Origin of the sequence: Arthrobacter sp. Rue61a, from assembly GCF_000294695.2 — a bacterium.
Classification (GTDB): domain Bacteria; phylum Actinomycetota; class Actinomycetes; order Actinomycetales; family Micrococcaceae; genus Arthrobacter; species Arthrobacter aurescens_A.
This window is the reverse complement of sequence record NC_018531.1, coordinates 4,225,823-4,250,611: the sequence shown is the minus strand read 5'-3', so window position 1 is coordinate 4,250,611 and position 24,789 is coordinate 4,225,823. Positions and strand designations below refer to the sequence as shown.

Genomic DNA, 24,789 nt, shown 5'->3' with positions numbered 1-24,789 from the left:
TGACCCCTCAAGGGGTTGCCCGGGCCATTCTTATGCCGTGGGAACCGTCGAAAGTGGGCTACTCCGGAGCGACAGCTTATCCACATAGCCCACCCTGCGGCTGCTGGCTCCCTTGGTCAGACGGCACGCTGGAGGGATGAAACCCGAGGAAGCCCTGCGACAACTGGGCGGCGTGGCACTGACCCGGCAGGTACAAGGCCGTGGTGTCAGTGAAAAGGCGATTCGAGCCGCGTTGCAGGCGGGAAGTATCCAGCGCGTGGAGCGGGGAGTTCTGGGCCTCCCCGGCGCGGCTCCGGAGTTTGTTGCGGCTGTCAGAGCGAGATCGCTGCTGACATGCGCATCGGCGGCTGGCCGTTACGGCTTGTGGCTGCTGCACAAACCCGCTGAGCCCCACTACTGGCAGAACAACGGTCGACGGTCCGCCGGTTGCATCAGCCACCGCACGTCCCTGTCCCAACCTCGGCGGAGCGAGCCGTTCGTCGCACTGCCGGACGTTCTTTTGCACGCACTTCTCTGCCTTCCTCCGTTGGAATCGCTCGTGATGGTCGAAAGTGCCTATATTCGCGGCGACATCACCCTTGATTACTTGCGCCGCCATCTTGTGGGGAATCGGGGCGGGCAGGCGCGGAATGTGTTGGCCAAGGTGGATCGGGGCGCAGGTTCATTAATAGAAACCCTCGCACGGGTCCTGTTCCGTGATGTGGGCATCCGCACCGAGACCCAGGTCTGGATTGAGGGCGTCGGAACCGTGGACTTTCTCCTCGAAGGATTTCTCATAGTCGAGATAGACGGTATCGCATCCCACATGGAGCCGCGGCAGTTCAAAAAGGACCGTCGGCGGGACAACGAAGCAATCAGGCAAGGGATGCTGGTGCTGCGGTTCTTCTATGACGACGTTGTGCATGCACCAGAGCGAATGCTCCGGCATGTGCGTGAAGTTCTTCTTCGAGGGCCGGCTCGCATGTGGTCGGACTAGCCCACTTTAGGGCGGCTCTCTTGCCACCACAGGCATTGAATGGGGGGCTAGGGGGTGGAAACTGGGCCAGATCCGACACCCGGGCCGCCCGAAAAAGAGGCTAGAAGGTCAGCATCGGGGTGACCGTCACAGTGTCGCCGCTGACGTCCAGCTGGGTGGTGAAGCTGAAGTCGTGCTCCACGTTGAGGTCGTTGACGAACCCGGTGAAAAGGTCGATCTCCCGGGCAGTCAGTGTGGCCTTGCCATCCAGGGGAGCCACTACCCATTTGCCACCGAACGGCTCGATGGTGATCTTGGGATACTCGGTAATTTCCCACTTGATGGTTCCGTCCACCACGCGGGCGTTGCTGGCGTGATAGAACGGGCAATCGGGTTGTAGACGCTGCTGCTCGGTGGCTTGCGCCGCGCAGCTGTCCAGGAATTCGCGGACCTTGCCGGCCACGGCTTCATTCATGGCGGCGGTAGACCGTGTCTGCAGGTTCAGGGGTGCTTGGCCGCCGTCGCGGGTTGAAACCAGGGCCGACGCTGCCGGGGCTTCGAAGTAGGTGCCGTTCAAGCTGGCCTCGTACTTGCCAGGAAATAACACGGCAAAGTTATTGCGGCCGTTGGGCATGTTCACGGGGACGCCGTTGAGTGTGGCCTCGCTGGCGTTGACCACAGTGACTTCTATGGTGGGGAGCGTGGTGGGCACAAACGCCCATTTGGCGAAGAAAAGCCACTGTGTCCCAGTCCGCTCCATCAGGAATTCAGTGTGGAGCCGGCTGCCGTCAAGACTGTAGTCCACCGGCACGGCCATGCGGTTGCTGCCCCGGGCCTCGGGGTTTCCCACCTTGACGTCGGACATCTTGGAAACTGCGGTTTGCAGGGCCGTACCGTCCAGCATGGCAGGGTTGGAGCTGGGAATTTTGGCGCGCAGGAGGCCCAGAGCCTCTTCGCCTTCGCCCTTCTGCAGGGCCGCCAAATACTCCTTGACGGGCTGTTGAGGGCTGGCCACCGATGAGCTCACCAGGTTGATGCAAACGATCGCTCCTGCGGCAGCAAGCATCAGACCGAGCAGCCATCCGGCTGCGGTCTTGACGAACGCTTGACTCAACTGCACGCCCTTTACGTTACCTGCCGTGGCAGCCATCGCCGTGCAGGAATGCCTCGGAGCGACTTATATCCACCGTTTGGAGAAGGCCCGACGCCGGACGGCAGCAAGCGCTGCGGCCACCCGACGTCGTGGTTCCGGCAGCTGGAAAGGACTAGCGGCGTCGCCGCGAGGACGTGCCGAACACCCCGCGCATGAGGTCGCGTCCAAGTTGTGTTCCCATGGATCGGACCATGCTCTTGAGCCCACCGCCCAGCGCTCCACCGAGTGCGCCGGCGATGTCACCGAACATACCGTCCTGCTGCGAGGTCGGAGCCGGTGCGGGAACGGGCGCGGGAGGTGCCGGGAAGGACTCAGGCGACGAGGACCGTGAGCTGGGCCGGCCCAGGATTTCTTCCTCGATACGGCGGGCTTCGGCGTCGATGTCGGCTTGCGAAGCCCCGGAAGGAACCCCGGAACTAGAAGCCGGCACAGGCGGCAATCCCGGCGCGGCGTCGCCCGTAGGAGCGGCCGCCTGCCCATTGAGTTTCTCGTAGGCAGAGAGGTTGTCCACGGCGGTGCCGTATTTGACCAGCAGGGAGGACGCCGCAACGGTGCTCCGGATGAGGTCATCGGCGCTTGGGCCCATCACGGATTCCGGGGCACGGAGCCGGGTCAACGCAACGGGGGTGGGTGCGCCTTTCTCGTTCATGACGGTGATCACGGCCTCACCGATGCCTGCGGACGTGAGGGTTTCTTCGAGGTCGTAGTCGCTGACCGGGAAAGTGGACACTGTGGCCTTCAAGGCCTTGGCATCTTCAGGGGTGAAGGCGCGAAGGGCGTGCTGCACGCGGTTGGCCAGCTGGCCGAGGACATCGGCGGGAACATCCTTGGGGGTCTGGGTGACGAAGAAGATGCCCACGCCCTTGGAACGGATGAGCCGGACGGTGGTGGTGATGGCTTCAAGGAAGGCCTTGGACGCACCGTTGAACAGCAGGTGGGCCTCATCAAGGAAAAAGACGAGCTTGGGCTTGTCCAGGTCGCCCGCTTCGGGCAGGTCCTCGAACAGGTCGGCCAGCAGCCACATGAGGAATGTGGAGAACAGCAGGGGCTTGGTCTGCAGCGTGGGAAGTTCCAGGCAGCTGATGACACCGCGGCCGTCCGGTGCCGTGCGGAGGAGTTCAGCGGTGTCGAACTCGGGTTCGCCGAAGAACTTCTCCATGCCTTGCGCTTCCAAACCCACCAGTTCGCGCAGAATCACACCGGCTGTGGCCTTGGACAGACCACCAAGGTTTGCGAGTTCGGCCTTGCCTTCGTCCGAGGTGAGGTACTGGATGACTGCGCGGAGGTCCTTGAGGTCGATCAGTTCCAGGTTGTTCTTATCCGCGAAGTGGAAGATCAACTGGAGGCTGGATTCCTGGGTGTCGTTGAGATCCATGATGCGGGACAGCAGGATGGGCCCGAACGAGGTAATGGTGGCGCGGACGGGGATGCCGTGGCCGTCTCCACCGAGTGAGAGGAACTCCACCGGGAAGTTCTTGGCCTCCCACTGCTGGCCCAGCGCAGACGTACGGGCCGTCAGCTTCTCACTGCCAGTGGCCGGCGTCGCCAATCCTGACAGATCACCCTTGATGTCAGCGAGGAAAACCGGGACACCCGCCGTCGAAAGCTGCTCGGCGATCATGTGCAGCGTGACCGTCTTGCCAGTGCCCGTGGCGCCGGCCACCAGCCCGTGCCGGTTCATCATGGCAAGTGGGAGCCGGACCTGGGCCTCTTTGTGGATTTCGCCGTCAACAATCGCGGCGCCCAGCTCGATGGTGGCACCTTCCAGGGTGTACCCCTGCTGGATGGTGGCGAGTTTTTCGGCAGTTGTAGCGGTGGGTTTGTTGGCCATGCGCATAGCTTAGCTGTGCGCGGCAAGATCCTTACTGAAGGCCAAATGCTTGATGTCCTCGGGGTCCGCAGCGAGGTCGAACAGTGCTTTGTAGCCCGTTGCCAGATACAGGTTTTTGGCTTCCGGCTGTCGTGGCCCGGTGGTGAGGTACAGCTTCCTGTAGCCCCGCCGTCGAGCCTCGTTTTCCAGTTCGGCCAGCACCAGCCGCGCCAAACCGCGGCGGCGGTGAGCTGAGTGCGTCCAGATCCGCTTCAGCTCGGCTGTGTGTTGGTCGTAACGGCGGAACGCGCCGCCAGCCACGGACTCGCCGTTCTCCTGAATGATGATCAGGGCGCCGTGGGGAGCTTCGAATTCCTCGGCCGGGTACCTGTTCAGTTCCTCCGCAGCGCCGCCGGTGCCGAACAGGTTGCCGTAGCGGGTTTCGTATTCGACCGCGAGCTCGTCCAGGAGCGGGCGAACGCGAGGATCGCGCATGGGCAGGCTGAGGACGGTAAGGCCCGACGTCGGCAGGGTGGGGGTGGTGGTCATGTCAGGCCTTTCGTAGGTGGAACCCAAGTAGGTAGCAGCTGAGGCCGTTTTGAGGGCTCAAAACGGCGTTAACTGCGACTCAGTTGGGCGGGTGGTGGCAACCGTGGACAGGATGCTCCGCGCCAGGGCGTCGTTCTCCCGGAAGGGTGCTGCGTTGGTGTTGGGGCGGGCAAAAGCCCCCGCGCCCCACCCGGACGTCCACGGGCCTACCGCGAACAAACCCCTCTGTGGAGTAGCAACAGGGGACAGGACCTGGTGATTCCCGGAGACCAGGAGCTTCCCGGTGGAGTGGGCGCCCTCGGAGGTGAGGAGCCTTTGTTCGGTGCCCCATCCGGCGTCGTGCAGGTCAGCCAAGGCGGGATTCGCGGAACGCTCCACGGACGCAGAAGGCAGCCGCGCCTCAATGTACGCAGAGGCATCCACCACCACGGGCGACTGGAACGTCCCGGCTACGAACCTGCCAAGAGAGTCGTCGGCGCGGACCCACATGCCGGGGCCCAGGAACTTCAGGAGCCCGGCCCTGTGCAGGGCCAGCATCTCGCGCAGCCGGTGCGCGGGCGGCCCCGAGTCCACGAAACTGAAGAATCCGTGCCACCAACCATGGATGGTCTGCTGGGAGCGCGCGTTGAGCCGCTCTTGCGGGACCAAACGCCCCAAGTCCATGTACACGAACAACAGGGCGGTAAACAGGGCGAGGGTCTCGGAATGGTCCGGGCTGGTCCGGAGGTTGAGGTCGTTTTGGATGTACGCGGCCACCGAGCGCTGAACGGCCTGGTGATCGGCGAACGCGCAGCCGCTCAGGGGGTGGTCCAGTTTCTCGAGGTCCAGAAGCAGCGCGGGGTCCCGCACGGAGAATGCCGCCAGCTCTTCCCGGGCAGCGCTGTACCAATCAAGGGCGTCGAACCTCGCCTCGAAGCTGGCCCAGGTACCCACCACGCGGGACGGGTACCCCGTGAACAGCTCACGGTAGTAGGCGTAGCCGGCGTCTTTGGCGATCAGGGGCCACAGGTGTGTGCGGAAATCGAGTTCCTGGTGCTCTGCGAGCAGGGCGTCAATGGCCTCTGCGGTGAAGTACCGCGGACGGGCGATCGGCTCGCCCCGCAGGACGGAGGAGATCTTGGAGTGGTACGGCACGCCGCGTCGTGATCCTGCCCAGACGCGGGGTTCGGCGCCCGAAGGCACATAGTCCAGTTCGCCGTCGGGCCTTTCTTCAAAGCGGCCGCCGCGGCCCTCAAACAGCAGCACCAGCAGGTCCACAAACGCGAGCCCCATGCCGGAGACGATCACGTCCTGCCCGGACTCGATCCCGGAGTAGTCCACGTCCGTGGTGTACGACGGCGGCGCATGGAACCCGCCGTGCCGGGCAGCGAATTCGCTGAGGCGTGCAGATTCGGGATCGGGCAGGGAGTCGGTGTGGCCCAGCGCGTAAACCACGACGTCGGCAACCACCTCTGCGCCGGAAGCCAGCCGCACGCGGTGCGCATCGTCGTCGTGCCCGCCGTCCGCCGCCGCCGAGACGCCGGTGGCCGTGTCGCGATGCACTGTCACTGTGACGTCCGGGCCGAGCGCCCCAACGGCGCGGCGGAAGAACCACTCAAGGTACTTGCTCTGTAGCTGCCGGCTGGGAAAAGACGCGGGAGTCAATGCGCGGAGTTGGTGGAGCAGGTGCGGCTCGAAAGCGGGAACGTCGCGGATGCTGCCATCCAACACCCCTGCCGCCCAGGTGGAGAGCCCGGGTCCGTCAACGGAAGGCCCATCGCAGGCCACCGAGGCATCCGTGAACATGGTGACGTCCGCAGCGGTGGAGTTCAGCAGCAGGCCGGGATCCTGGTCATAGCGCCAGATCCTCCCGGAGCCGGGGTGGTGTGGTTCGATGACGTGGACGTGCAGGGGACCTGCGAACAACGCGGGACGGTTGGCGGCCAGCCGTTCCAGGACGCCGGCCGTGCGCGGGCCGCCGCCAATGAAGGCGATGGCGGGTACTCGAGACGGCATGGGATCTCCTGAAAGCAGTGGTTGGTGATGCCCAATCTAAGGACGAAGCAGGCTGCCGGTCGAGGCGGCGGTAACCGCCGTTCACCACACGTCATGCAGCGTTAAAACGCGCAAAACCACGTCTCATAGGACGTCTCGTGACGCAGATTGTGACGCTGTGCGAACTCCGGCGAAGCCGCGCGAAGTCCAGTGAAGAAGTGCAAATTCCCGCCTTGCTGCCGGGTTTCGCGCGGCCCTAGATTGGCAGCCATCCGATAGACAACAACCGATCTGAAATGAGGTGGCGCATGAGTGCAATCGCACCGCCTGCCACGGCGGAAACTGCACCGCCCACCCCGGATTACGCCGAGTACAAGCTGGTCCCGGCCCGGCATCCCTGGCGATGGGTGGGTACCGTACTGGTAGCTGCAGGCGTCGCAGCCATTGCGTGGTCGCTGGTCACCAACCCGCGCTGGGAGTGGGGCGTGGTGGCCGAATGGTTCACGGCCCAGTCGGTGGTCAACGGACTCATCGAGACCCTCAAGCTCACTGCCATTTCCGGTGTCCTTGGCTTTGTGCTCGGTTTCATCCTGGCTCTCATGCGCCTGTCCGCCTCGCCGCTGCTGGTCTCGGTGTCCTGGACGTTCTCCTGGATCTTCCGCTCCACACCGCTGCTGGTCCAACTCCTGCTCTGGTACAACCTTGGCTACCTCTACGAGAAGATCAGCCTGGGCATCCCCTTCACGGACGTCCGCTTCTTCGAGGCCCAGACCACCACGCTCATCAGCCAGTTCGCAGCTGCAGTCCTGGGGCTCACGCTGAACCAGGCCGCTTATTCCGCCGAGATCATCCGCGGCGGCATCCTGTCCGTGGACCAGGGTCAGCTCGAAGCTGCCTCAGCCCTGGGCATCCCGGCGTGGAAGCGCTCCACCAGGATTGTGCTGCCGCAAGCCATGCGCGCCATCCTGCCCAACGCGTTCAACGAGATCATCGGCTTGGTCAAGGGCACCTCGATCGTTTACGTCCTTGCCTACTCCGAGCTCTTCTACACGGTCCAGGTCATCTACAACCGGACCCAGCAGGTGCTTCCGCTGCTGCTGGTCGCCACGCTCTGGTATGTGGTGATCACCTCGGTACTGAGCGTTTTCCAGTACTACATCGAACGCCACTTCTCCAAGGGCGCCCTGCGGACCCTGCCGCTTACTCCCTTGCAGAAGGCCCGTAAGTTCTTCACCACCCACGTTGCTGCCTCTCCCACGAAGGACGCCCGATGAGCATCATCGCTGCAGGCAAAGAATCCGCAACGGCGGCAAAGGTCGCAGAGGAAAAGCAGGCTGCCGCTTCGGCCGCGGCTCCGGAAGGCACGACGGCGGCACGGGCCGCCACAGCGGCACGGCCCGGTACGACGACGGCTACCCGCGGCCAAGTGGACATCACCAATGTCCGGAAGTCCTTTGGCGCCACCGAAGTCCTCAAGGGCGTCTCCTTGTCCGTCCCGCCAGGCGGGGTGGCTGTGATTGTCGGCCCGTCCGGCTCCGGCAAGTCCACCCTGCTGCGGACCATCAACCACTTGGAAAAAGTCGACGGCGGCTACATCACCATTGACGGCGAATTAGTGGGTTACGAAGTCCGCGGGAACAAGCTCCACGAACTTCGTGAGAAGGACATCCTCAAGCAGCGCACCCACATTGGCATGGTGTTCCAGAGCTTCAACTTGTTCCCGCACCTCACGGCGCTGGAGAACGTCATTGAGGCGCCCATCGTGGCTCAGAAGCGTTCCAAAGCCGAAGCCCGGAAACGCGGCCTGGAACTTCTGGACAGGGTTGGCTTGAAGGACCGCGCCGACGCCTACCCGCGCCAGCTTTCCGGCGGCCAGCAGCAGCGCGTCGCGATTGCCCGGGCGCTGGCACTTGATCCCAAGATCCTCCTGTTCGATGAACCCACTTCCGCGTTGGACCCGGAACTCGTCAACGAGGTCCTGGACGTCATCCGCGAACTCGCCAAGTCCGGCACCACGCTGATTGTGGTGACCCACGAGATGGGCTTCGCCCGGGATGTCGCGGACACCGTGGTCTTCATGGACCAAGGCCAAATTGTGGAGTCCGGCACACCGCAGGACATCTTCGCCAACCCCCGCGAGGAACGCACCCGCAGCTTCTTCTCCAAAGTCATCGAACCAGCTTTCAACATCTAGGACATCCCCATGCTTCGCACCACCAGCTCCACCAAGAAACGCAAGATTCTGGCACTCGCTGTACTTCCGGCCGTCGTGCTTCCCGTGCTGGCCGGGTGCTCCGATCCTGGAGCGTCGGCAGCCCAGCCGGAGTCCGAAGCTGCCAAGAACGGGATTGTCTACAACACGTCCGTGGACCAGAACCGCATCCGCGGTGAGAAAGACGCCGCCGCAGCTTCTGCTGTTCCTGAAGCCATCGCCAAGGACGGCAAGCTGACCGTTGCCACCACTGCGGGGTCCATTCCGTTGTCCTTCCACGCCACGGACGACAAGACTCCGATCGGGGTGGAGGTGGACATCGCCCAGCTCGTGGCCGACAAGCTCGGGCTGGAACTGGACCTCCAAGTGACATCGTGGGAGAACTGGCCGCTCAAGACCCAGTCCGGCGACTTCGAGGCCGTCTTCTCCAACGTGGGCATCAACGCAGCCCGTGTGAAGCTGTTCGACTTCTCCACCTACCGCGCCGCGTACATGGGCTTTGAGGCGAAGAAGAGCTCAACCTACGACATCAAGGGCTCGGACGACATTTCCGGACTGAAGATCTCCGTGGGCTCCGGCACCAACCAGGAGAAGATCCTGCTGGCCTGGAACAAGGAGCTCGAAGCCAAGGGCAAGGCACCGGCCACTTTGCAGTACTACTCCTCCGACGCAGACACCATCCTGGCCCTCTCTTCGGGCCGTACCGACCTGAACCTGGCACCGTACCCATCGGTGACGTACCGCGAGAACACCCGCGATGACCTTAAAGTGGTGGGCAAGGTCAACGCCGGCTGGCCCGCAGAAACACTCGTCGCCGCCACAACCCTCAAGGGCAACGGACTGGCTCCGGCCATCACGGACGCCCTGAACTCCACCATCAAGGACGGCTCGTACGGCAAAGTCCTGGAACGCTGGGGCCTCTCCGAGGAAGCCATCCCCGAATCCAAGACAGTCACCGAAGCAACTTTTGGTACCGGCAAATGAAGTTCCAAGTCCTGGACATCATTCCCCACCTGAAGAATCCGGTGACGGGGGAGATCGTGTCCACCGCTGACCGCTTGAACCAGGTGGTGGAGACGGCGAAGCGGGCTGAGGAACTCGGCTTCGACAGCTTCTCAGTGGGTGAACGCCACGCCGGTGAGTTCGTCTCGTCATCCCCGACGACGGTCCTCGCAGCGATTGCCGCCGTCACCAACCGCATCCGCCTCCAAACTGGCGTCACAGTGCTCTCCGTGTTGGACCCGGTGCGTGTGGCAGAGGACTACGCCACCATCGACCAATTGAGCCGCGGCCGGCTGGAACTGGTGATCGGCAAAGGCAATGAAGTTCTGCAGTACCCGTTGTTTGGCCTGTCTTTGGACGAGCAATGGGATCTCTTGGCCGAGAAGTACGCGCTGCTGCGCACGCTGTGGCGCAAGGAGAGCGTCACCTGGTCCGGCCGCTTCAGACCCGCCCTCACCGAGCCAACCACCACGACGCCTCGCCCCTTTGCAGGCTCACCCCGTATTTGGCACGGCTCGGCTACAACCCTGACGTCCGCTGCGCTCGCAGCCAAGTGGGGAGACCCGCTGTTCACGGCCAACGCCATCCAGCCCCGTGAGAACTACAAGGTCCTGATCGACCACTACCGCGAAGAGTACGAGCGTTACGGCCACGATCCGCGGCACCAGTACCTCGGCTCGGGCAGCGGCGCCGGCGGTGTTTTCATTGCGGACACCACGCAGGAAGCTATCCGCCAGTACGGTCCGGTGTATGAAGGCCTGACAGCCAACCGTAACGTCCCCGGCAACAACTCGCCCTTCCGCGACATCCAGCACGCCGTGGCCGAAGGGCCTGCCCTGGTAGGCAGCCCGGAGCAGGTGATCGACAAGATCCTCAGCTACCACTCGCTGTACAACCACGATCTCCAGTCGATCTCCCTGCCCACCACGCTGCCCTTCGAACAGCAGCTGGAGATCTTGGAACGCTTCGCGCTGGAGGTCATCCCGGCCGTCCGGGCCTCGGCGCCCACCACGCTGTGGGAAGCCGGGGATCCCTTCGCGGGCCGACCCGAATTTGCCGGGGCCACAGAACCCGACGCCGCAGCAGCAGTCACCGCAGACCATGCCTTCAACAGGACGGACAACGCCCATGTCTTTGCACACTGATACAGCACTCGAATCCTTCGACGAAGAATGGCAGGAATGGCACGACGCCCACGAGCGGCACCGTGCCCACCCGCATGGCTTCCTCGCCGTGACCCACCTGCACTGGCTCAGCAGCGAGGCGAGCCGACTCGAAGGTGCGCCTGGCACCTGGAAGGCGGAGGACGACGTCGTACGTGTTGTCCTGGAACCGGGCGAAAGCCTGCTGCTGGACGGCGTGGAACTGAACAACGGCACTCCTGTGGAATTGGGTCCCATCGAGGAACGCGGTGGCATCAACCTGGTTTCCGGCGACACGGTGATCGAGGTGGCCAAGCGGGGCGGCGAGTACATCGTCCGGCCCCGAAACCCGCAGAATCAGCTCTTGCAGGAGTACCAAGGCACGCCCGCCTACACGCCCAATGCTGCATTTGCTGTGGCTGGCACTTTTGTCCCGTTCGAGGCTCCGCGCCCCACCACGGTGGGTGCCGCCGTCGAGGGCATCCAGCACGTCTACCAAGCTCCGGGGGAGATTCGCTTCAAACTGGCCGGTGAGGAACTCGCGCTGACGGCGTTCAACGGCCACGCGCCGGGGTCACTATCTGTGTTGTTCACCGACCAGACCTCCGGCAAGACCACCTATGCGGCCAACCGCTCGCTGTCCGTGGTCCCCGCCGCTGATGGCTCCGTGCAGCTCGACTTCAACAGGGCCGTGAACCTGCCGTGCGCCTACACCGACCTCGCCACCTGCCCGTTGCCGCCCGCCGAAAACCGGCTTCCCGTGGCCATCGAAGCAGGCGAAAAGATTCCCTACGAACGTCAGGATCAGCAGTGAGTACCTTCGAAGAACGCAAGGCCGGGTTCCTGGCCATTGAACTTGACGGCGCGGGTTATGAGAACCTTGCCACCGCCGTCCTCGCGGCCGAGTCCGCCGGTTTCCATGCGGCAACCTTCAAGGACACGCCGGAGGCCGGGCGGGCCAACGCCCTCCAGCGCGCGGCTTTTGCCGGGCCGGTGACCCGGACCATTGCTGTGGTCCCTGAGGTGGATACCGTTTATACGGAGCCTTTCCACGTCTCCACGCAGCTCGCGAGCCTGGACTATGTGTCCGGGGGCCGTGCCGGGTGGATCGCTACCGCAGCTGAGTCACCCGAGGCTGCTGCCGCCGTCGGACGCTCTTTTGTGCAGGGCGAGGCACTGGCGCAGGAAGCCGCGGCGTCCATTGAGGTGGGCCGCCGCTTGTGGGACTCCTGGGAGGAAGACGCCGTCATCCGCGATGTCGCCACCGGGCGGTATATCGACGTCGACAAGCTGCACTACGCGGATTTCGAAACTCCCGCAGACTTCGCTGGTACTGGCTACTCCGTGAAGGGCCCGTCCATCATCCCGCGGCCGCTGCAGGGTCAACTCCCCGTGCTCGCCGCGGCGTCATTGGTGGGCGAGGGCCTGGTGCCCGCTGACGCGGTGGACGCCGTGCTGGTTTCCGCTCCGACGCCGGAGCTCCTCGCTGCCGAGATCCGCGATGTGAGGGCCCGGCTTGGTGCTTCAGTGGCCGTTGTGGCAGAGCTCGACGTCGTCCTGGACTCGCGTGGGCAGGCTGCGGATTCACGCCCGGTCCAGTTGCAGGAAAACGGGCTTGCTCGGTTTGTGGGCTCGGCTGCCGGCCTTACTGAGTTGCTCGATGCACTTCTCCAGGAAGCCGACGGCGTTCGTCTTCACCCAGCTGTTCTGGACGTGGAGCTGGAAGAACTTTCACGGCTGGTCCTCCCGGCGCTGCGTCGCCGCGGTTCCTTGAAGGCTCCTGTCCAGGACGGAACTTTCCGTGAGCTGCTGGGGCTGGCTCCGGCGGAGAACCGCTATTCGACCACTACCGCGGCTGCTGTTGCCGCCGGAAAGTAGGGGAACACCATGACACGCGACATTTTCCAGCCGAGCGGCCACATCCACTTCGGAATCTTTTTCCAGGGCGTCAACTCCGGCACCATCTGGAAGGCTCCCGAATCAGGCTCGCAGACGGACTTCGAGTCGTTCCGCCACATCGTCCAGACCGCCGAGCGCGGCAAGTTCGCAGCCTTCTTCCTGGGTGAAGGCCTCCGCCTGCGCGAACACCTCGGGCGTCCCCATGCACTGGATGTGGTGGGCCGTCCTGACGCCCAGACCATGCTTGCCGCACTTGCCGCAGTCACCAAGAACATCGGCTTGGTGGCCACGCAAAACACCACGTACAACGACCCCGCGGACCTCGCACACCGCCTGTCCTCACTGGACCTGATCTCCGGAGGCCGGGCCGCGTGGAACATTGTGACCACGGACAACGCCTGGACCGGCGCGAACTTCCGCCGCGGCGGATACCTGGACCACGCCGACCGTTACAAGCATGCCGAGGCGTTCGTGGAGACCGCCAAGCGCATCTGGGACTCGTGGGAAACTTCCACCGGACCTGCGCGACGAGTCCTCCACGAAGGCCAGCACTACACCGTTGATGTGACCCCGCGCCTGCCGCGCAGCGCGCAGTACCGCCCCGTGCTCTTCCAAGCCGGCGATTCCCCGGACGGCCGCGACTTCGCAGCCCGCCAGGCTGACGTGATCTTCTCCGCCCACCCCAAGTTCGACGACGCCGTGGAGTTCCGCCGCGACATCGTAGCGCGCTCCGTAGCCGCCGGCCGCGGTGCCAACGCCGTGCAGATCATGCCGGCCAGCGAGTTCATCCTCGCCGCCACGGACCAGGAAGCCCAGGAGAAGAAGGCTTGGGTCCGGAGCCTGCAGATCGGTCCGCAGCAGGCTATTGCCTACCTGGAACAGTTTTGGGGCCGGGAGCTCTCTTCCTATGATCCCGACGGTCCCCTTCCCGAGATTGATCCTGTTGTGGAGGAAACCTCCGAAACGCGCGGCAGTGGTTTCCACGGTGCCAAGGCCCGCCAGCTTGCCGATCAGTGGAGGGCCGAGGCCAAGGACAAGGGCCTCTCCATCCGCCAGTTCGTCACTTCAAAAACGGCTCGCATCGACGCCACGTTCACGGGTTCCTACACCGCAGTGGCCGACCATCTCGCCGAGTTCGCACGGGTTGGGGCGGTGGACGGTTTCAACATCTCGCCATGGCTCATCCCCACGGGTTTGGACGACATCGTGAACCACCTGGTGCCTGAGCTCCAGGAACGCGGCGTCTACCCCACGGAATACCGCGGCACCACGCTGCGCGAAAACCTGGGGCTGGAAACGCCGGTGCGCTCCGAAGAGTCGGCGCACGTTTCATGAAGGCAGGTCACCTGCTGAAGACGTTGCTGCGTCGGCTCGGCTTCCAGCCGGGCCGACGCGGAACAGCGCCCGACGGCGGCGACTCAAGTGCCGCCGTCGTCGACGTTTCGCGCGGAACGGTCAGTTTGCAACTGACGGTGGGGAGCCAGCCGCTCTAGTCCGGCTCAGGGAACTAGAGCAGTTCCCTGAACACGTTCCAGCCGCTGCCGACAGGACCCTGGGGCCCGTAGAGACCGGTGGTCATGGCGCCAGTGGAGTACAACACGAGGTCGCCGTTGCCATTGATGGCAGCAAGGTTGTTGTACTTCTGGTGGGCGTAACTGCCCAGGCCCGCCACATCCTGGAAGTCATTCCAGCCACCACCCATATACGCCTGGGCACCCCATCCGCCTTGGCCGTCGGCGGAGTACAACTGCAGGCCGCCACTGTGGTCCCGGCCGAAGACCTCCACGGTGCCGTCGCCGTTCATGTCGCCGCCGGGGATGATCTTGTTCATGACCTGCCAGCCCCAACCCTCCTTGCTTGGTGCGAGCCAGCCGCCGTTTCCGTTGCCCGGGTACAGGAACAGGTCACCGCCCGCGTTCCGGGCCAGGACATCGTTGGTGCCGTCACCGTTGAAATCCCCGGGACCCACGATGGAATCGAAAATGTTCCACCCGGCACCTACTTGGCGGGTGGGAAGCCAACCGCCATCGCCGTCTCCGCGGTAAAGGAACAGTTGGCCGGAGGCGTTCCTCGCCAGGAGATCGTTGAATCCGTCGCCATCAAAATCTCCGGGAGAGAAAACGATGTTGAACATATTCCAACCCGCCCCGACCTGCCGGGGTTCATCCCACGCGCCGAAATAGACCGGGCACGGCCCCTCGCACATGCCTTTGTAATAGGTGTACGTCCGCGGGTACAGGATGAGCCTGCCGTCGTGTGTGCGGGCCAGCGGCTCGAAATTGCCGCGCCCGGTCCAGCCCATGGCGCGGCTGGAGGCTTTGATGGGCTTCGTCTCGGCGCTCAGCTGTGTCCCGGTGGGACAGCCGGGTTCGCCGGGCGTGAGCGGGTACACCCTCAAGGAGATGCGGCTGCCCTGATCCTCAGGGAGGACACGCAAAGTTTCACCCTGACGCTCGGCAGGAAGTGGTTCGCCGTTGCGCAACCACTCCAGGGTGATCGCATCTCCGGAGCCGTCCGGGTTCCTGCAACCCCAATAGTCGTAGTTGTACTGGCGGCGCATCTCAGAACCGACGTAAGGGACGCCGTCGATATACGGTGTCGGCTGGGATGCTGCAGTGGCTGGGCCGGCAGCAGTCAGCCCGGAAACCAAGAGTCCCAATGCCATTGCGGTGGTAGCTGCGCGCCTCAACGAGCGCGATCGAAGAATCCCCATTTTTCCCCCCGGAAAGTATCGCGTCGTTGCCGCGTGGTGTGTGCTGAGGTTACCGCACTTCCGGGCGCGGGGTCAGGGGGTGGCAGGCGCCATCATGAAGACATCGATCGGGTCCTCGGATTCCAGCACGAAGCCATGCCGTTCGTAGAGACGCCGTGCCGGGCTTCCCTGCAACACATCCAGGCGGAACGGCCGCTCGTCAACGGAAGCCGACATGACGTGCCTCAGCACAGCGCTGCCGAGCCCCTTGCCCTGGTGGGCCGGTGCAACAAAGAAATGTTCGATCCACCGGGCATCCGGCTCGGGCCTGATGGCGATCACTCCTGCGTCCACGCCATCGGAATGTATGACGTACGTGTGTTCCGGCTGGAAGGCGTTCAGGAAGCGCTCACGGACCCGGATCGGATCCCATCGGGCAAGTCGCTCAAGGTCCGGGCGCATCACCACGGCGCGAAGTTCGGCAATCCAGGCGGCGTCGGAGGCTACGGAGGGACGGAGGACAAAGTCGACGGACATGTGAACAAGCCTATTCGGCTGGGTCCGAGGCGGCCACGCAAACCATAGGATGAAACGGACGAAAGGTGCAGCCACGATGGTCACACGCGAAGAAGTAGAAGCAGCGTACTCACGGACAGCCGGGTGGGTTCGGCATACGCCGCTGGCGGAAAGTGGCGAGCAGGAGCCGTATCACCTGTGGTTCAAGTGCGAATACATGCAGCACACCGGCTCCTTCAAGGCCCGTGGTGCCTTCAACCGCCTGCTCACGGCCAAGGAAAGCGGTGAGCTGGACCCCGCGGTAGGTATCGTGGTGGCCTCCGGCGGCAACGCAGGCCTGGCTAACGCGTACGCTGCCGCCAAACTCGGAGTCCCCGCCACGGTTTTCGTTCCCGAGTCGGCTCCGGCAAACAAGGTCCACAAGCTGTACGCCAGTGGTGCCAAGGTGGTCCAAGGCGGCGCCGAATACGCGGAGGCCTACGCCGCCGCGATCCGCTTCGCCGAGGAGAAGGGCGCTGTGTATTGCCACGCTTATGATCAGCCCGAGATCGTGGCTGGCGCGGGCGGGGTAGGGCTTGAACTCTTGGATGAACTGCCCGACGTCGACACCATCCTTGTTGCTGTAGGCGGCGGTGGACTGATGGGCGGCATTGCCGCAGCCGCCGAAGGCAGGGCTCGTGTAGTGGGCGTCGAACCGGAGACGGTCCCCACACTGCACACCGCGTTGGCCAAGGGCGAGCCTGTGGACGTGGCCGTCTCCGGAATTGCTGCGGACTCCCTTGGCGCCCGGCGCATCGGGGAGATCGGTTTCGGAGTTGCCCGACGCGCCGGTGTTCAAAGCCTGCTGGTCTCGGACGAGGACATTGTCCAGGCCCGTCGTGCCCTGTGGGAGAAGCATCGCATCGTCGTGGAGCACGGCGCTGCGGCTGCCTACGCGGCGTTGCTGTCCGGGGCATACAAACCGAACGACGGGGAAACGGTGGCGGTCATCCTCTGCGGAGCCAACACCGATCCCTCCCACTTCTAACCACTTCCGGCCGCACCCACGTTGGGTCAGCGAACGCAAGAATCCCCGCCGGTTGGTGTCCGGCGGGGATTCGGCGTCGGCAGGTGCCCTGCCACAGCGGTTCCTACTTCTTGGGCAGGCCTGCCGGGTTCAGTTCGGACGCCGGGATTGCCTCGGAGGCGAGTCCCCAGCGATCCAGGATCTTGCCGTAATTGCCGTCCTTGATGAGGGTGTTGAGCGCAGCCTGAGCGGCCACAGCCAAGCCGTTGCCCTTCTGCGTGGTGAAGGCGATTTCTGCCTTCAGGGGCCAGCCGCCGTCAAGCGTGCCCACTTCCTTGGTCTTCCCGTCCTTCGCTGCCTTGTACGCCGCGGACGCGTTGGGCCCGAACGTGAGGTCTGCGCGGCCTGACTGGAGGGCGAGCTGGGAGGCGGAGTCGTCGTCGTAATACTGGAACTCAACCGGCTTCAAGCCGTTCTTCTTGTTCTCCTCATCCCAACGCACCAGAATGGCTTCCTGGTTGGTGCCTGAGCCGACGATGATGCGCTTGCCGGCCACGTCCTTGGCTTCCTTGATGGTGGAGATGTCCGAGTCCGTCTTCGCGTAGAAGCCCAGGAGGTCGTTGCGGTACGTGGCGAAGTCGAACTTCTCCTTGCGCGCTTCGGTGACCGTGACGTTGGAAAGAACGGCCTCGTACTTGCCCGATTCGACGCCCAACGGCCAGTCTGCCCACGCTACCGGCAGCACTTCCACCTGCAGGCCCAGGCTCTCGCCCACCGCGTAGGCAATGTCCACTTCGCTGCCAATCAGCGTTTTGTTGTCCGTGGCGAACGTGCTCAGCGGGGGAGTGCCGCCGGTGGTCACCACAGTCAGCTTGCCGTCCGCCTTGATGGCGTCCGGAACCAGCGCAGCCGCTGCGGAGTCCACCGACACCTTGATGCGGTCCTGCTGCGGGGTCAGGTTGAATTCTTTCGTGGACGAGCTGGAAGAAGCGCTCGACGCCGGGGCTGACGCTCCCGTTGCCGCCGTCGCGCCCGGGTCCGAGCAGGCGGCGAGCCCCAGCAGAGCGGTAGCGGCCAGCGCCGCTGTGACGCCGGTCTTGCCTGCAAAACGTGCCATTGGTTCTCCTTGGGTTTGTCCTGATCATGGACAGAGAGGTCTGATGCGTACTTGTGGCTGCAACTATCCGGCAGCCGTGGGAGGCGGTCAAAGTGCTCCGAAACGCGGGGATACAGGGGTTCACGGCAGTTAATCGGGCGTCGAACAGGGTCACAAAACACAAGCCGAGGCACCGCGCGACGCAACTCACAGAAATAAGCCGGGTGCCGCCGTCGTTGTCGCTAGAGTGTCGGCAATCAACCGTGCGGCACCGCAAAACGTACCGAAAGGCCTCCACCGTGACTGTTCCTCTTTCCATCCTCGACCTGGCAACCATCGGGAAGGGCCAGACGGTGGCGGAAAGTCTCGCGGGCAGCGTGGCCATGGCGCAGAAGGCTGAAGAGCTGGGCTACCGCCGCGTTTGGTACGCCGAGCACCACAACATGTCCGCCATTGCGTCCTCGGCTACGAGTGTCCTGATCGCCCATGTCGCCGCGCACACCAACACCATCCGCCTCGGGGCCGGCGGTGTCATGCTGCCCAACCACTCGCCGTTGACCATCGCTGAGCAGTTCGGCACGCTGGAAACGCTGCATCCGGGGCGGATCGACCTCGGCCTGGGCCGGGCTCCCGGCAGCGACCAGAACACCATGCGCGCGCTGCGGCGCGACCACACGTCCTCGGACAGGTTCCCTCAGGATGTCCTTGAACTGCAGGGCTACCTCACTGGGCCCACCCGCATCCAAGGTGTTGAAGCGACGCCGGGCAAGGGCACCAACGTGCCGCTGTACATTCTGGGGTCCTCGCTCTTCGGCGCCCAGTTGGCCGCCCAGTTGGGTCTTCCCTACGCTTTCGCTTCACACTTTGCCCCTGCCGCTCTGCAGGATGCTGTGGCCGTCTACCGCCGCGAGTTCAAGCCCTCGGATCAGTTGTCCGAGCCGCACGTGATCGCCGGCGTGAACGTTACTGCCGCGGACTCCAACGCCGAGGCGCAGGCCATCCATCTCGCAGTGAAGCGGGCCCGTGTGTCACTGTTCTTCGGTGGCGGCCGCGAGTTCACCGATGACGAAGCGGACATGGTGCTCGATTCCCCTCAGGGACAGCACATCGCGCAGATGATGAAGTTCTCCGCCGTGGGTACCAAGGATGTTGTGCGCGACTACCTCGACGAGTTTGCGGCGTTCGCTGATGCTGATGAACTGATCGTGGCCCACCAGAGCATCGGCACCGAAGAGCGCCTGCGGTCCGTGGAACTGCTGGCCGAGGTTGCCGGGCTTGTGAGCGCATAAATCCAAGGAAAAGCTTTACGCATTCGCAATCTACTAGGTAGTCAAGCGAAACCGTCCGGGCGGAGACTATAGCTATCCGCTTCGGAAGGATTCGCCATGCCTACGCACTTGAACCAAGCAGTGGCCGACTCGGCACTGCTGATGAAATCGCTCCCGCTTGGCCTCCTCCGGACCGTCCTCCAATCCGACGCGCAGCATGGCATCACGCCCGAGCTGTTCTCGGAACTCAGGGCACTCGCCCGGGTGCCCGGGCTGCTGGTGGCATGCAACTATGGCGGGACGCTCTGCTCCGCTGAGGGTGTTTCCACGGAAACGTTGCCGCTGGACAGTGCTGCTGTGGCACTCCGTGCGCTGGCCGCCTTGCCCAACACGCACACCGCGATCATTTCGGGTAGGTCCCTGAGGGATTTGGCGGCGGTGTCCCGGCTGCCGGCAGAGGTTCACTTGGTGGGGTCCCACGGCGTGGAGTTCGACATGGGCTATGCCTACACGCTCTCCCTCGCCACGGAGCAGCTGCTTCAACAAGTGGCCGCCGCGTTGACCGAAGCCGTTGCTTCCGAGAAGGGCATCAGCGTTGTCCGCAAACCCGTGGGTGTTGCCGTGCATACCCGCCCGGCGACTCCCGAGGTAGTGGAGCGGGTGATCTTCGTTTCGCAGAAGATAGCCATCGAGTTCGGGCTGTATTTCATCATTGATGGAACGGTGCTGGATTTGACCGTTGAGGAACCGGCCAAAGGCCAGGCCCTGGAGCAGCTTCGTGCGCGGCTGGGCGTCAGCGCCGCACTTTTTGCCGGCGACGCCGAGAGTGACGAAAAAGCGATCGCCACCCTGCGCGGACCGGACCTTGGCCTGCACGTGGGACCGGGGGATACGACGGCGGCACATACCCTTCCGGACCCGGAGGCCTTTGCCCGCGTGCTGGCTTTGTTGTTCGAACTTCGGCGGGCATGGTTGTTCGGCGAAGACGCGGTAGGCCTGGAACGGCATTCCATGATCGGCAACGGAAGCTCCACCGCGTTGCTTACCCCGGACGCCAAAGTGTGCTGGATGAGCCATCCTTTGCCGGATTCCGGGTCGATTTTTGCCCACATTCTTGGCGGTGAGCCCGCCGGCCACTTCAGCATCGAGCCGGTGAAGGCCTCACAGGTGCTGGCGCAGCGTTATGTGGACAACACCATGATTGTGGAGACCCGCTGGGCCGATGTCACCGTGACCGATTACTTGGAGCCCGCGCCGGAAGGCATTACCAGCCTGGTCCGCGTCCTCTCCGGAACGGGGGCTGCGCGTGTGGTGTTTGCCCCCAGGCCTGATTACGCCAATGCCCCCTTCGGCATGGAGATCCGTGGCAATGAAGTCCACATCATGGGTACCTCGGATCCGATCATCCTCTCCGCGCAAGGCGTCACCTTCATGATCACCAGCGACGGTAAATACGCCACTGCTACCGCCGAGATTCCCCTGGACAACGGTCCTGTGGTGCTGAACCTTCGCTGCGGTGACACCGAGCCACCACCCGCTGACCCGGACGGCGAACCAAACCGGCGTGCCGCCGTCGGGCAGTCCTCCCGGGAGTGGATCAAGGCACTGCAACTGCCCACCATCAAAACGTCATTGGTGCGGCGCTCCGCGCTGGTGCTGAAGTCGCTCGTCCACGAACCCACCGGCGCCGTGCTTGCCGCGCCCACCACATCGCTGCCTGAGGGCATCGGGGGAACCCGCAACTGGGACTACCGGTATTGCTGGCTGCGTGACGGGTCCATGACAGTGAATGCGCTGGTGTCGTTGGGCTCCACGCAGGAGGCCAACGGGTTCCTTGCCTGGCTGGACGGCATCCTCCAGAACGCTCCTGGGCCCGAGTGGCTGCACCCCCTCTACTCGGTGACCGGCTCTCCTCTGTCCACGGAGGCAATCGTGGAGAGCCTGCCCGGTTATGCGGGCTCGCGTCCGGTCCGGATCGGCAACGCGGCAGACCACCAAGTGCAGCTGGACGTGTTCGGTCCCATCGCCGAGCTGATCCATGATCTTGCCGAGCGCCGCGGGTTCCTGCCCGATGAGCACTGGTTCCTCATGGAGCAGATGGCCCATGCGGTGCTTGCCCGTTGGCACGAGCCCGACCACGGAATTTGGGAAGCACGCAGGCCCCCCAGGCACCATGTGTACACCAAGGTCATGTGTTGGGTCACGCTGGACAGGGCCCTCCAGGCTGCAGCTTTGCACGGTCGTTCGCCTCATGCAGAATGGGCGCCTACTGCCCAAACCATCCGCGAGGAAGTCCTCCGCGAAGGCTGGGATTCATCCGCCGCGTCCTACACCGTGGCGTACGACAGCCCTGACCTGGACGCCGCCGTCCTCCACGTTGGGCTTTCGGGCCTGCTGGATGTTCAGGACCAGCGCTTCCTGGATACCGTCACTGCCGTTGAGCGGGAATTGCGTGTGGGGCCCACCGTTTTCCGGTACAGGTACGACGACGGACTGCCGGGTTTGGAGGGCGGTTTCCACATCTGCACCACCTGGCTGATCGAGGCGTACCTTGCCGTTGGCCGCTTGGATGATGCCTTGGAGCTGTTCAACCAGCTGGTGGCCTTGTTCGGGCCAACGGGCTTGCTGCCGGAGGAGTACGATCCCGGTACGGAAACACACTTGGGCAACCACCCGCAGGCATACTCGCATCTGGGCTTCATCCGCTGCGCTCAGCTCTTGGACCACTATCTGGCGAGTGCGGACGTGGAGTAACTCAGCGCTAGGTGAGCAGCAGCGCCACGGCGATCATGGCCGGCACGGCCACGATGGTGGTGATGAGAACGGTGTCCTTGGCCACGGTAATACCCGCTTGGTAACGGTTCGCCGCGACGAAAACATTCTGGGCTGTGGGAAGCGCGGATGTCACCACCACGGCAAAGAGTGCGTGCCCGTCCATGCCCAGCGCGAAGCGGGCGAACAGGTATGCGATCAGGGGGTGGACAATCAGCTTGAAGCCGCTTGCCAGCAGGGTATCCACTCTCCGCCCCGAGGCCTTCTGCAACGGCTTGGATCCGTTCAGGCTCATGCCGAAGGACATCAGCATGGCCGGAATCGCGGCACCGCCGATCAGGTGGATCGGCTCCAGGATGAGCGTCGGGACGTGGAAACCCGTACCCGCCACCAACAGGCCCAGCGCCGAGCCCACGATCATGGGGTTCTTCACGATCATCAGCAGGAAGCGCAGGGGAGTTGTTCGGTGCGTACTGGTGCTGGCGTCGAGGGCCATCAGGTACAGGGGCGTGAAGAACGCCAGCTGGAAGATCAGCAGCGGTGCCACGTAGCTCGCGTCACCCAGGACGAAAACGGCAATCGGGATGCCAAGGTTGGCGGAGTTGGCCAGGGAGGAACTCATGGAGGACATCAGGGCTTCGGGCATGGCCCGCTTCAGCCAGAACTTCGCAATCAGAAAGAACAGCAAGCCCGTCACCACAGCGCCCACCGCAGTCACCAGCAAAGGGGCGGCGAAGACGTCATGCAGTTTGGCTTTGCTCAAGGTCTCGAACAGGAGCGCCGGACTCGCCACGAAGAAAGTCAGCGAGCTCAGGACGGAGCGGGCATTCTCGCCAAGGATGTTCCGGCGTCCAACGAACATGCCCACCAGGATGATGGCCCACACCACGAAGAACCCGGACAGGACACCAATCATGAGGCTGCGCTGTGTGGGAATCGTTGGATCACGGTTCCCAGCCTAGCCAGAATCGCCGTCCGAGTAAGCGTTTTCTGCCGAGAGTTCCGTCATACGGACGTGTAGACGCGTTCGACGTCGGCACTCCGGTGAGTGCCGACGTCGAGCGTTTGTTGTGGAGCCTTAGCTGAGGTGCGCCGCGTTACTGAGTGCGTGCGGAGGGCGCATGAGCCCGGGAGTGTGGCCCTCAGCGGGGTCGTTGCCGAGCTGCAGGATCTTGTTGTCCTTGCCCACGTGGACCACCCTGGGCTCGTATGTCCGGGCCTCTTCCGTGGTCATTTCTGCGTAGGTAATGAGGATGACCGTGTCATCCACATGTACCAGATGGGCGGCCGCGCCGTTGATCCCGATCACGCCTGAACCGCGCTCGCCGGCAATGGTGTACGTCTCCAGCCGGGCGCCGTTGGTGACGTCAACAATGGAGACGAACTCGCCGGGAAGGATGTCGGCCGCGTCCAGGAGGTCCAGGTCGACAGTGACCGAACCGACGTAGTGGAGGTCGGCGTGGGTCACCGTAGCGCGGTGAATCTTGGACTTGAACATTGTGCGGATCATAATGCGATCAGTTTAGCGCGGCACCCTCACCCGGCGCTGTGACGTACCAGACGTTCGCGTTCTTAGCGCTAGTGAAAGGCTAGCTGGGTGGCCGACGCAAGGCTCTGGCTGCGGCCATTGCTTCTTCAGCAACGATTTCGTAATTGTCTGCTGGTGCGCTGAGAGCTATAGAGTGCTCGCCATATTTCTCGAAAGCGAGTTGCACGAGGTCGCCGGCTTTTTCGATCCCCAGTGCCAGCACTATGTGGCCAAGGTCCTCAATGTCTTTCGCCCTCTCCGCAGCTATCTTCATTGCAGCCAAGGTGGGCAGGTCGGCGAGCTGGATGGCTGATGAGGTCCCCTTTGGGTCGGCGATCCACCGCGCTTCTTCGGGGAGGAAGGCTGCTGCATTGCTGTTTAGCCACTTCGGGGGCAACCCGTACTCCTGCTCCATGGCTGCGGCCACTTCACCACGTCGCCAATGGGAGTGTAGCGTGCATCAATATCGCTGGTTGCGCGGTCCAAGATGCCATGCAGCAGGAGTGCGGCGCCACCTACGATTTGGATGTCTAAGGTGACGCCGCGGGTTCCAAGCCGGGCTTCCAATTAGCGAAGCAGTTCAACCACGTCGGCACGTTGGAATTCGAGCACCCTCAAACCGTGGCCAAATCTCTCTCGCGGATCCATACGTTCATTGCAGCGATCTCAGCGGGAGTCTCACTACGAATGAGGTCTTTCATTCGGTCACTGATCGGATGGAGCTTCTCGGCCAGGAAAACCGGCTGCGACGATGCCTTGGCGTTTTTCGCCCACTTTGGTGCGGGAGAGCCGGTCTTTGCTGAGACCCATAGCGTGACTGCGCCAAGTGCTGCCCGGTAAGCGTCGTCATTGAAGGAAGGGGCAGCGGGCATCAGTGCCCGGCCCGCAGCGAGCGAGGAGTTGGTGTATTCGCCCAGCAACCGGATGGCGTAGTGGTAGTCGCCCTCGTTCAGAGTGCGTGCAAAGTCAGCCGCGAATTCATGGAAAGAGCTCTCATGGGAGGTTATTTCCAGGCCGAGGACTCGCATCGCCTTCAGGGCCAACCCGAAGGATGCACCTTCCTTTCCTGATTCCAGGTCCACAACAAACTTGCGGGAAGTCCCTATGGAGTCAGCCAGGGCTTGTTGCGTATAGCCGAGGGCTTTCCGTCGCTCGCGCATAGTGCGGCCAACAGCCTCCGCGTTCATGTTCATTGCTCTATGATGGCACCATTCG

23 protein-coding genes are annotated in these 24,789 nt (G+C 63.6%); 12 read left to right on the top strand and 11 right to left on the bottom strand.

The annotated features are described in order from the left end of the window. Positions 1–136: 136 nt before the first annotated feature. Complete coding sequence (locus ARUE_RS19385; RefSeq protein ID WP_014922987.1) at positions 137–976, top strand: type IV toxin-antitoxin system AbiEi family antitoxin domain-containing protein; 840 nt, start codon at positions 137–139, stop codon at positions 974–976. A 100-nt stretch (positions 977–1,076) separates the two neighbouring features. On the opposite strand, the gene ARUE_RS19380 is transcribed toward ARUE_RS19385, so the two are convergent. The 4 genes from ARUE_RS19380 to ARUE_RS19365 form a co-directional block, all read right to left on the bottom strand. Then, positions 1,077–2,105, bottom strand: coding sequence for a hypothetical protein (locus ARUE_RS19380; protein WP_014922986.1), 1,029 nt, complete (start codon positions 2,103–2,105; stop codon positions 1,077–1,079). A 115-nt stretch (positions 2,106–2,220) separates the two neighbouring features. Continuing rightward, the gene (locus tag ARUE_RS19375; protein ID WP_014922985.1) at positions 2,221–3,945 is read right to left on the bottom strand and encodes a helicase HerA-like domain-containing protein; all 1,725 of its coding nucleotides are present in this window, start codon (positions 3,943–3,945) and stop codon (positions 2,221–2,223) included. A 3-nt stretch (positions 3,946–3,948) separates the two neighbouring features. Continuing rightward, entirely contained in the window at positions 3,949–4,467 is a 519-nt protein-coding gene (locus ARUE_RS19370; RefSeq protein ID WP_014922984.1) for a GNAT family N-acetyltransferase, read from the bottom strand. Between the two features lie 57 nt (positions 4,468–4,524). After that, complete coding sequence (locus tag ARUE_RS19365) at positions 4,525–6,462, bottom strand: FAD/NAD(P)-binding protein (RefSeq protein WP_014922983.1); 1,938 nt, start codon at positions 6,460–6,462, stop codon at positions 4,525–4,527. A 287-nt stretch (positions 6,463–6,749) separates the two neighbouring features. Between ARUE_RS19365 and ARUE_RS19360 the strand changes: the two genes are divergently transcribed. From ARUE_RS19360 to ARUE_RS24515, 8 genes are read left to right on the top strand one after another with little or no spacing between them, the layout of a single operon-like run. Next, positions 6,750–7,715, top strand: coding sequence for an amino acid ABC transporter permease (locus ARUE_RS19360; protein WP_187329902.1), 966 nt, complete (start codon positions 6,750–6,752; stop codon positions 7,713–7,715). Continuing rightward, on the top strand, positions 7,712–8,635 hold the full coding sequence (locus tag ARUE_RS19355) for an amino acid ABC transporter ATP-binding protein (protein WP_014922981.1): 924 nt from the start codon (positions 7,712–7,714) through the stop codon (positions 8,633–8,635). The genes ARUE_RS19360 and ARUE_RS19355 overlap by 4 nt, the downstream gene beginning before the upstream one ends. 9 nt (positions 8,636–8,644) lie before the next feature. Beyond that, entirely contained in the window at positions 8,645–9,637 is a 993-nt protein-coding gene (locus tag ARUE_RS19350; RefSeq protein WP_014922980.1) for an ABC transporter substrate-binding protein, read from the top strand. Then, complete coding sequence (locus ARUE_RS19345; RefSeq protein ID WP_014922979.1) at positions 9,634–10,800, top strand: LLM class flavin-dependent oxidoreductase; 1,167 nt, start codon at positions 9,634–9,636, stop codon at positions 10,798–10,800. Before ARUE_RS19350 ends, ARUE_RS19345 begins: the two co-directional genes overlap by 4 nt. Further along, entirely contained in the window at positions 10,784–11,611 is an 828-nt protein-coding gene (locus tag ARUE_RS19340) for a DUF1684 domain-containing protein (protein WP_014922978.1), read from the top strand. Before ARUE_RS19345 ends, ARUE_RS19340 begins: the two co-directional genes overlap by 17 nt. Then, positions 11,608–12,675, top strand: a complete 1,068-nt coding sequence (locus ARUE_RS19335; RefSeq protein ID WP_014922977.1) for an LLM class flavin-dependent oxidoreductase — start codon at positions 11,608–11,610, stop codon at positions 12,673–12,675. The genes ARUE_RS19340 and ARUE_RS19335 overlap by 4 nt, the downstream gene beginning before the upstream one ends. A 9-nt stretch (positions 12,676–12,684) precedes the next feature. Beyond that, complete coding sequence (locus tag ARUE_RS19330; RefSeq protein WP_011776341.1) at positions 12,685–14,031, top strand: NtaA/DmoA family FMN-dependent monooxygenase; 1,347 nt, start codon at positions 12,685–12,687, stop codon at positions 14,029–14,031. Beyond that, on the top strand, positions 14,028–14,189 hold the full coding sequence (locus tag ARUE_RS24515) for a hypothetical protein (RefSeq protein ID WP_011776340.1): 162 nt from the start codon (positions 14,028–14,030) through the stop codon (positions 14,187–14,189). Before ARUE_RS19330 ends, ARUE_RS24515 begins: the two co-directional genes overlap by 4 nt. 14 nt (positions 14,190–14,203) lie before the next feature. On the opposite strand, the gene ARUE_RS19325 is transcribed toward ARUE_RS24515, so the two are convergent. Next, on the bottom strand, positions 14,204–15,409 hold the full coding sequence (locus ARUE_RS19325) for an FG-GAP repeat domain-containing protein (RefSeq protein WP_014922976.1): 1,206 nt from the start codon (positions 15,407–15,409) through the stop codon (positions 14,204–14,206). A gap of 72 nt (positions 15,410–15,481) precedes the next feature. After that, positions 15,482–15,925, bottom strand: coding sequence for a GNAT family N-acetyltransferase (locus ARUE_RS19320; RefSeq protein ID WP_238324393.1), 444 nt, complete (start codon positions 15,923–15,925; stop codon positions 15,482–15,484). Between the two features lie 76 nt (positions 15,926–16,001). Between ARUE_RS19320 and ARUE_RS19315 the strand changes: the two genes are divergently transcribed. Then, on the top strand, positions 16,002–16,931 hold the full coding sequence (locus ARUE_RS19315; protein WP_014922975.1) for a threonine/serine dehydratase: 930 nt from the start codon (positions 16,002–16,004) through the stop codon (positions 16,929–16,931). A gap of 103 nt (positions 16,932–17,034) precedes the next feature. Here ARUE_RS19315 and ARUE_RS19310 read toward each other — a convergent pair whose 3' ends face one another. After that, positions 17,035–18,027 (bottom strand): ABC transporter substrate-binding protein, encoded by a 993-nt coding sequence (locus ARUE_RS19310; protein WP_014922974.1) that lies wholly within the window; start codon positions 18,025–18,027, stop codon positions 17,035–17,037. 278 nt (positions 18,028–18,305) lie between these two features. Between ARUE_RS19310 and ARUE_RS19305 the strand changes: the two genes are divergently transcribed. Then, complete coding sequence (locus ARUE_RS19305) at positions 18,306–19,295, top strand: LLM class flavin-dependent oxidoreductase (RefSeq protein WP_011776335.1); 990 nt, start codon at positions 18,306–18,308, stop codon at positions 19,293–19,295. A gap of 96 nt (positions 19,296–19,391) precedes the next feature. Then, the gene (locus ARUE_RS19300) at positions 19,392–22,028 is read left to right on the top strand and encodes a trehalase-like domain-containing protein (RefSeq protein WP_014922972.1); all 2,637 of its coding nucleotides are present in this window, start codon (positions 19,392–19,394) and stop codon (positions 22,026–22,028) included. A gap of 7 nt (positions 22,029–22,035) precedes the next feature. Here the strand turns inward: ARUE_RS19300 and ARUE_RS19295 are convergent, their stop codons facing one another. The 4 genes from ARUE_RS19295 to ARUE_RS19280 all read right to left on the bottom strand — a co-directional run bounded on the left by ARUE_RS19295 (position 22,036) and on the right by ARUE_RS19280 (position 24,767). Continuing rightward, positions 22,036–22,962 carry an AEC family transporter gene (locus ARUE_RS19295; RefSeq protein WP_014922971.1) on the bottom strand — a complete coding sequence of 309 codons (927 nt, stop codon included), beginning with the start codon at positions 22,960–22,962 and terminating at the stop codon, positions 22,036–22,038. 162 nt (positions 22,963–23,124) lie between these two features. Next, positions 23,125–23,556: an aspartate 1-decarboxylase gene (gene panD, locus ARUE_RS19290; RefSeq protein ID WP_187329901.1), complete on the bottom strand. Its 432-nt coding sequence runs from the start codon at positions 23,554–23,556 to the stop codon at positions 23,125–23,127. A 79-nt stretch (positions 23,557–23,635) separates the two neighbouring features. Then, positions 23,636–24,001, bottom strand: coding sequence for a hypothetical protein (locus tag ARUE_RS19285; RefSeq protein ID WP_014922969.1), 366 nt, complete (start codon positions 23,999–24,001; stop codon positions 23,636–23,638). Positions 24,002–24,188: 187 nt separating this feature from the next. After that, a complete protein-coding gene (locus tag ARUE_RS19280; protein WP_014922968.1) occupies positions 24,189–24,767 on the bottom strand; it encodes a helix-turn-helix domain-containing protein in 579 nt (192 codons plus the stop codon). Positions 24,768–24,789 lie beyond the last annotated feature (22 nt).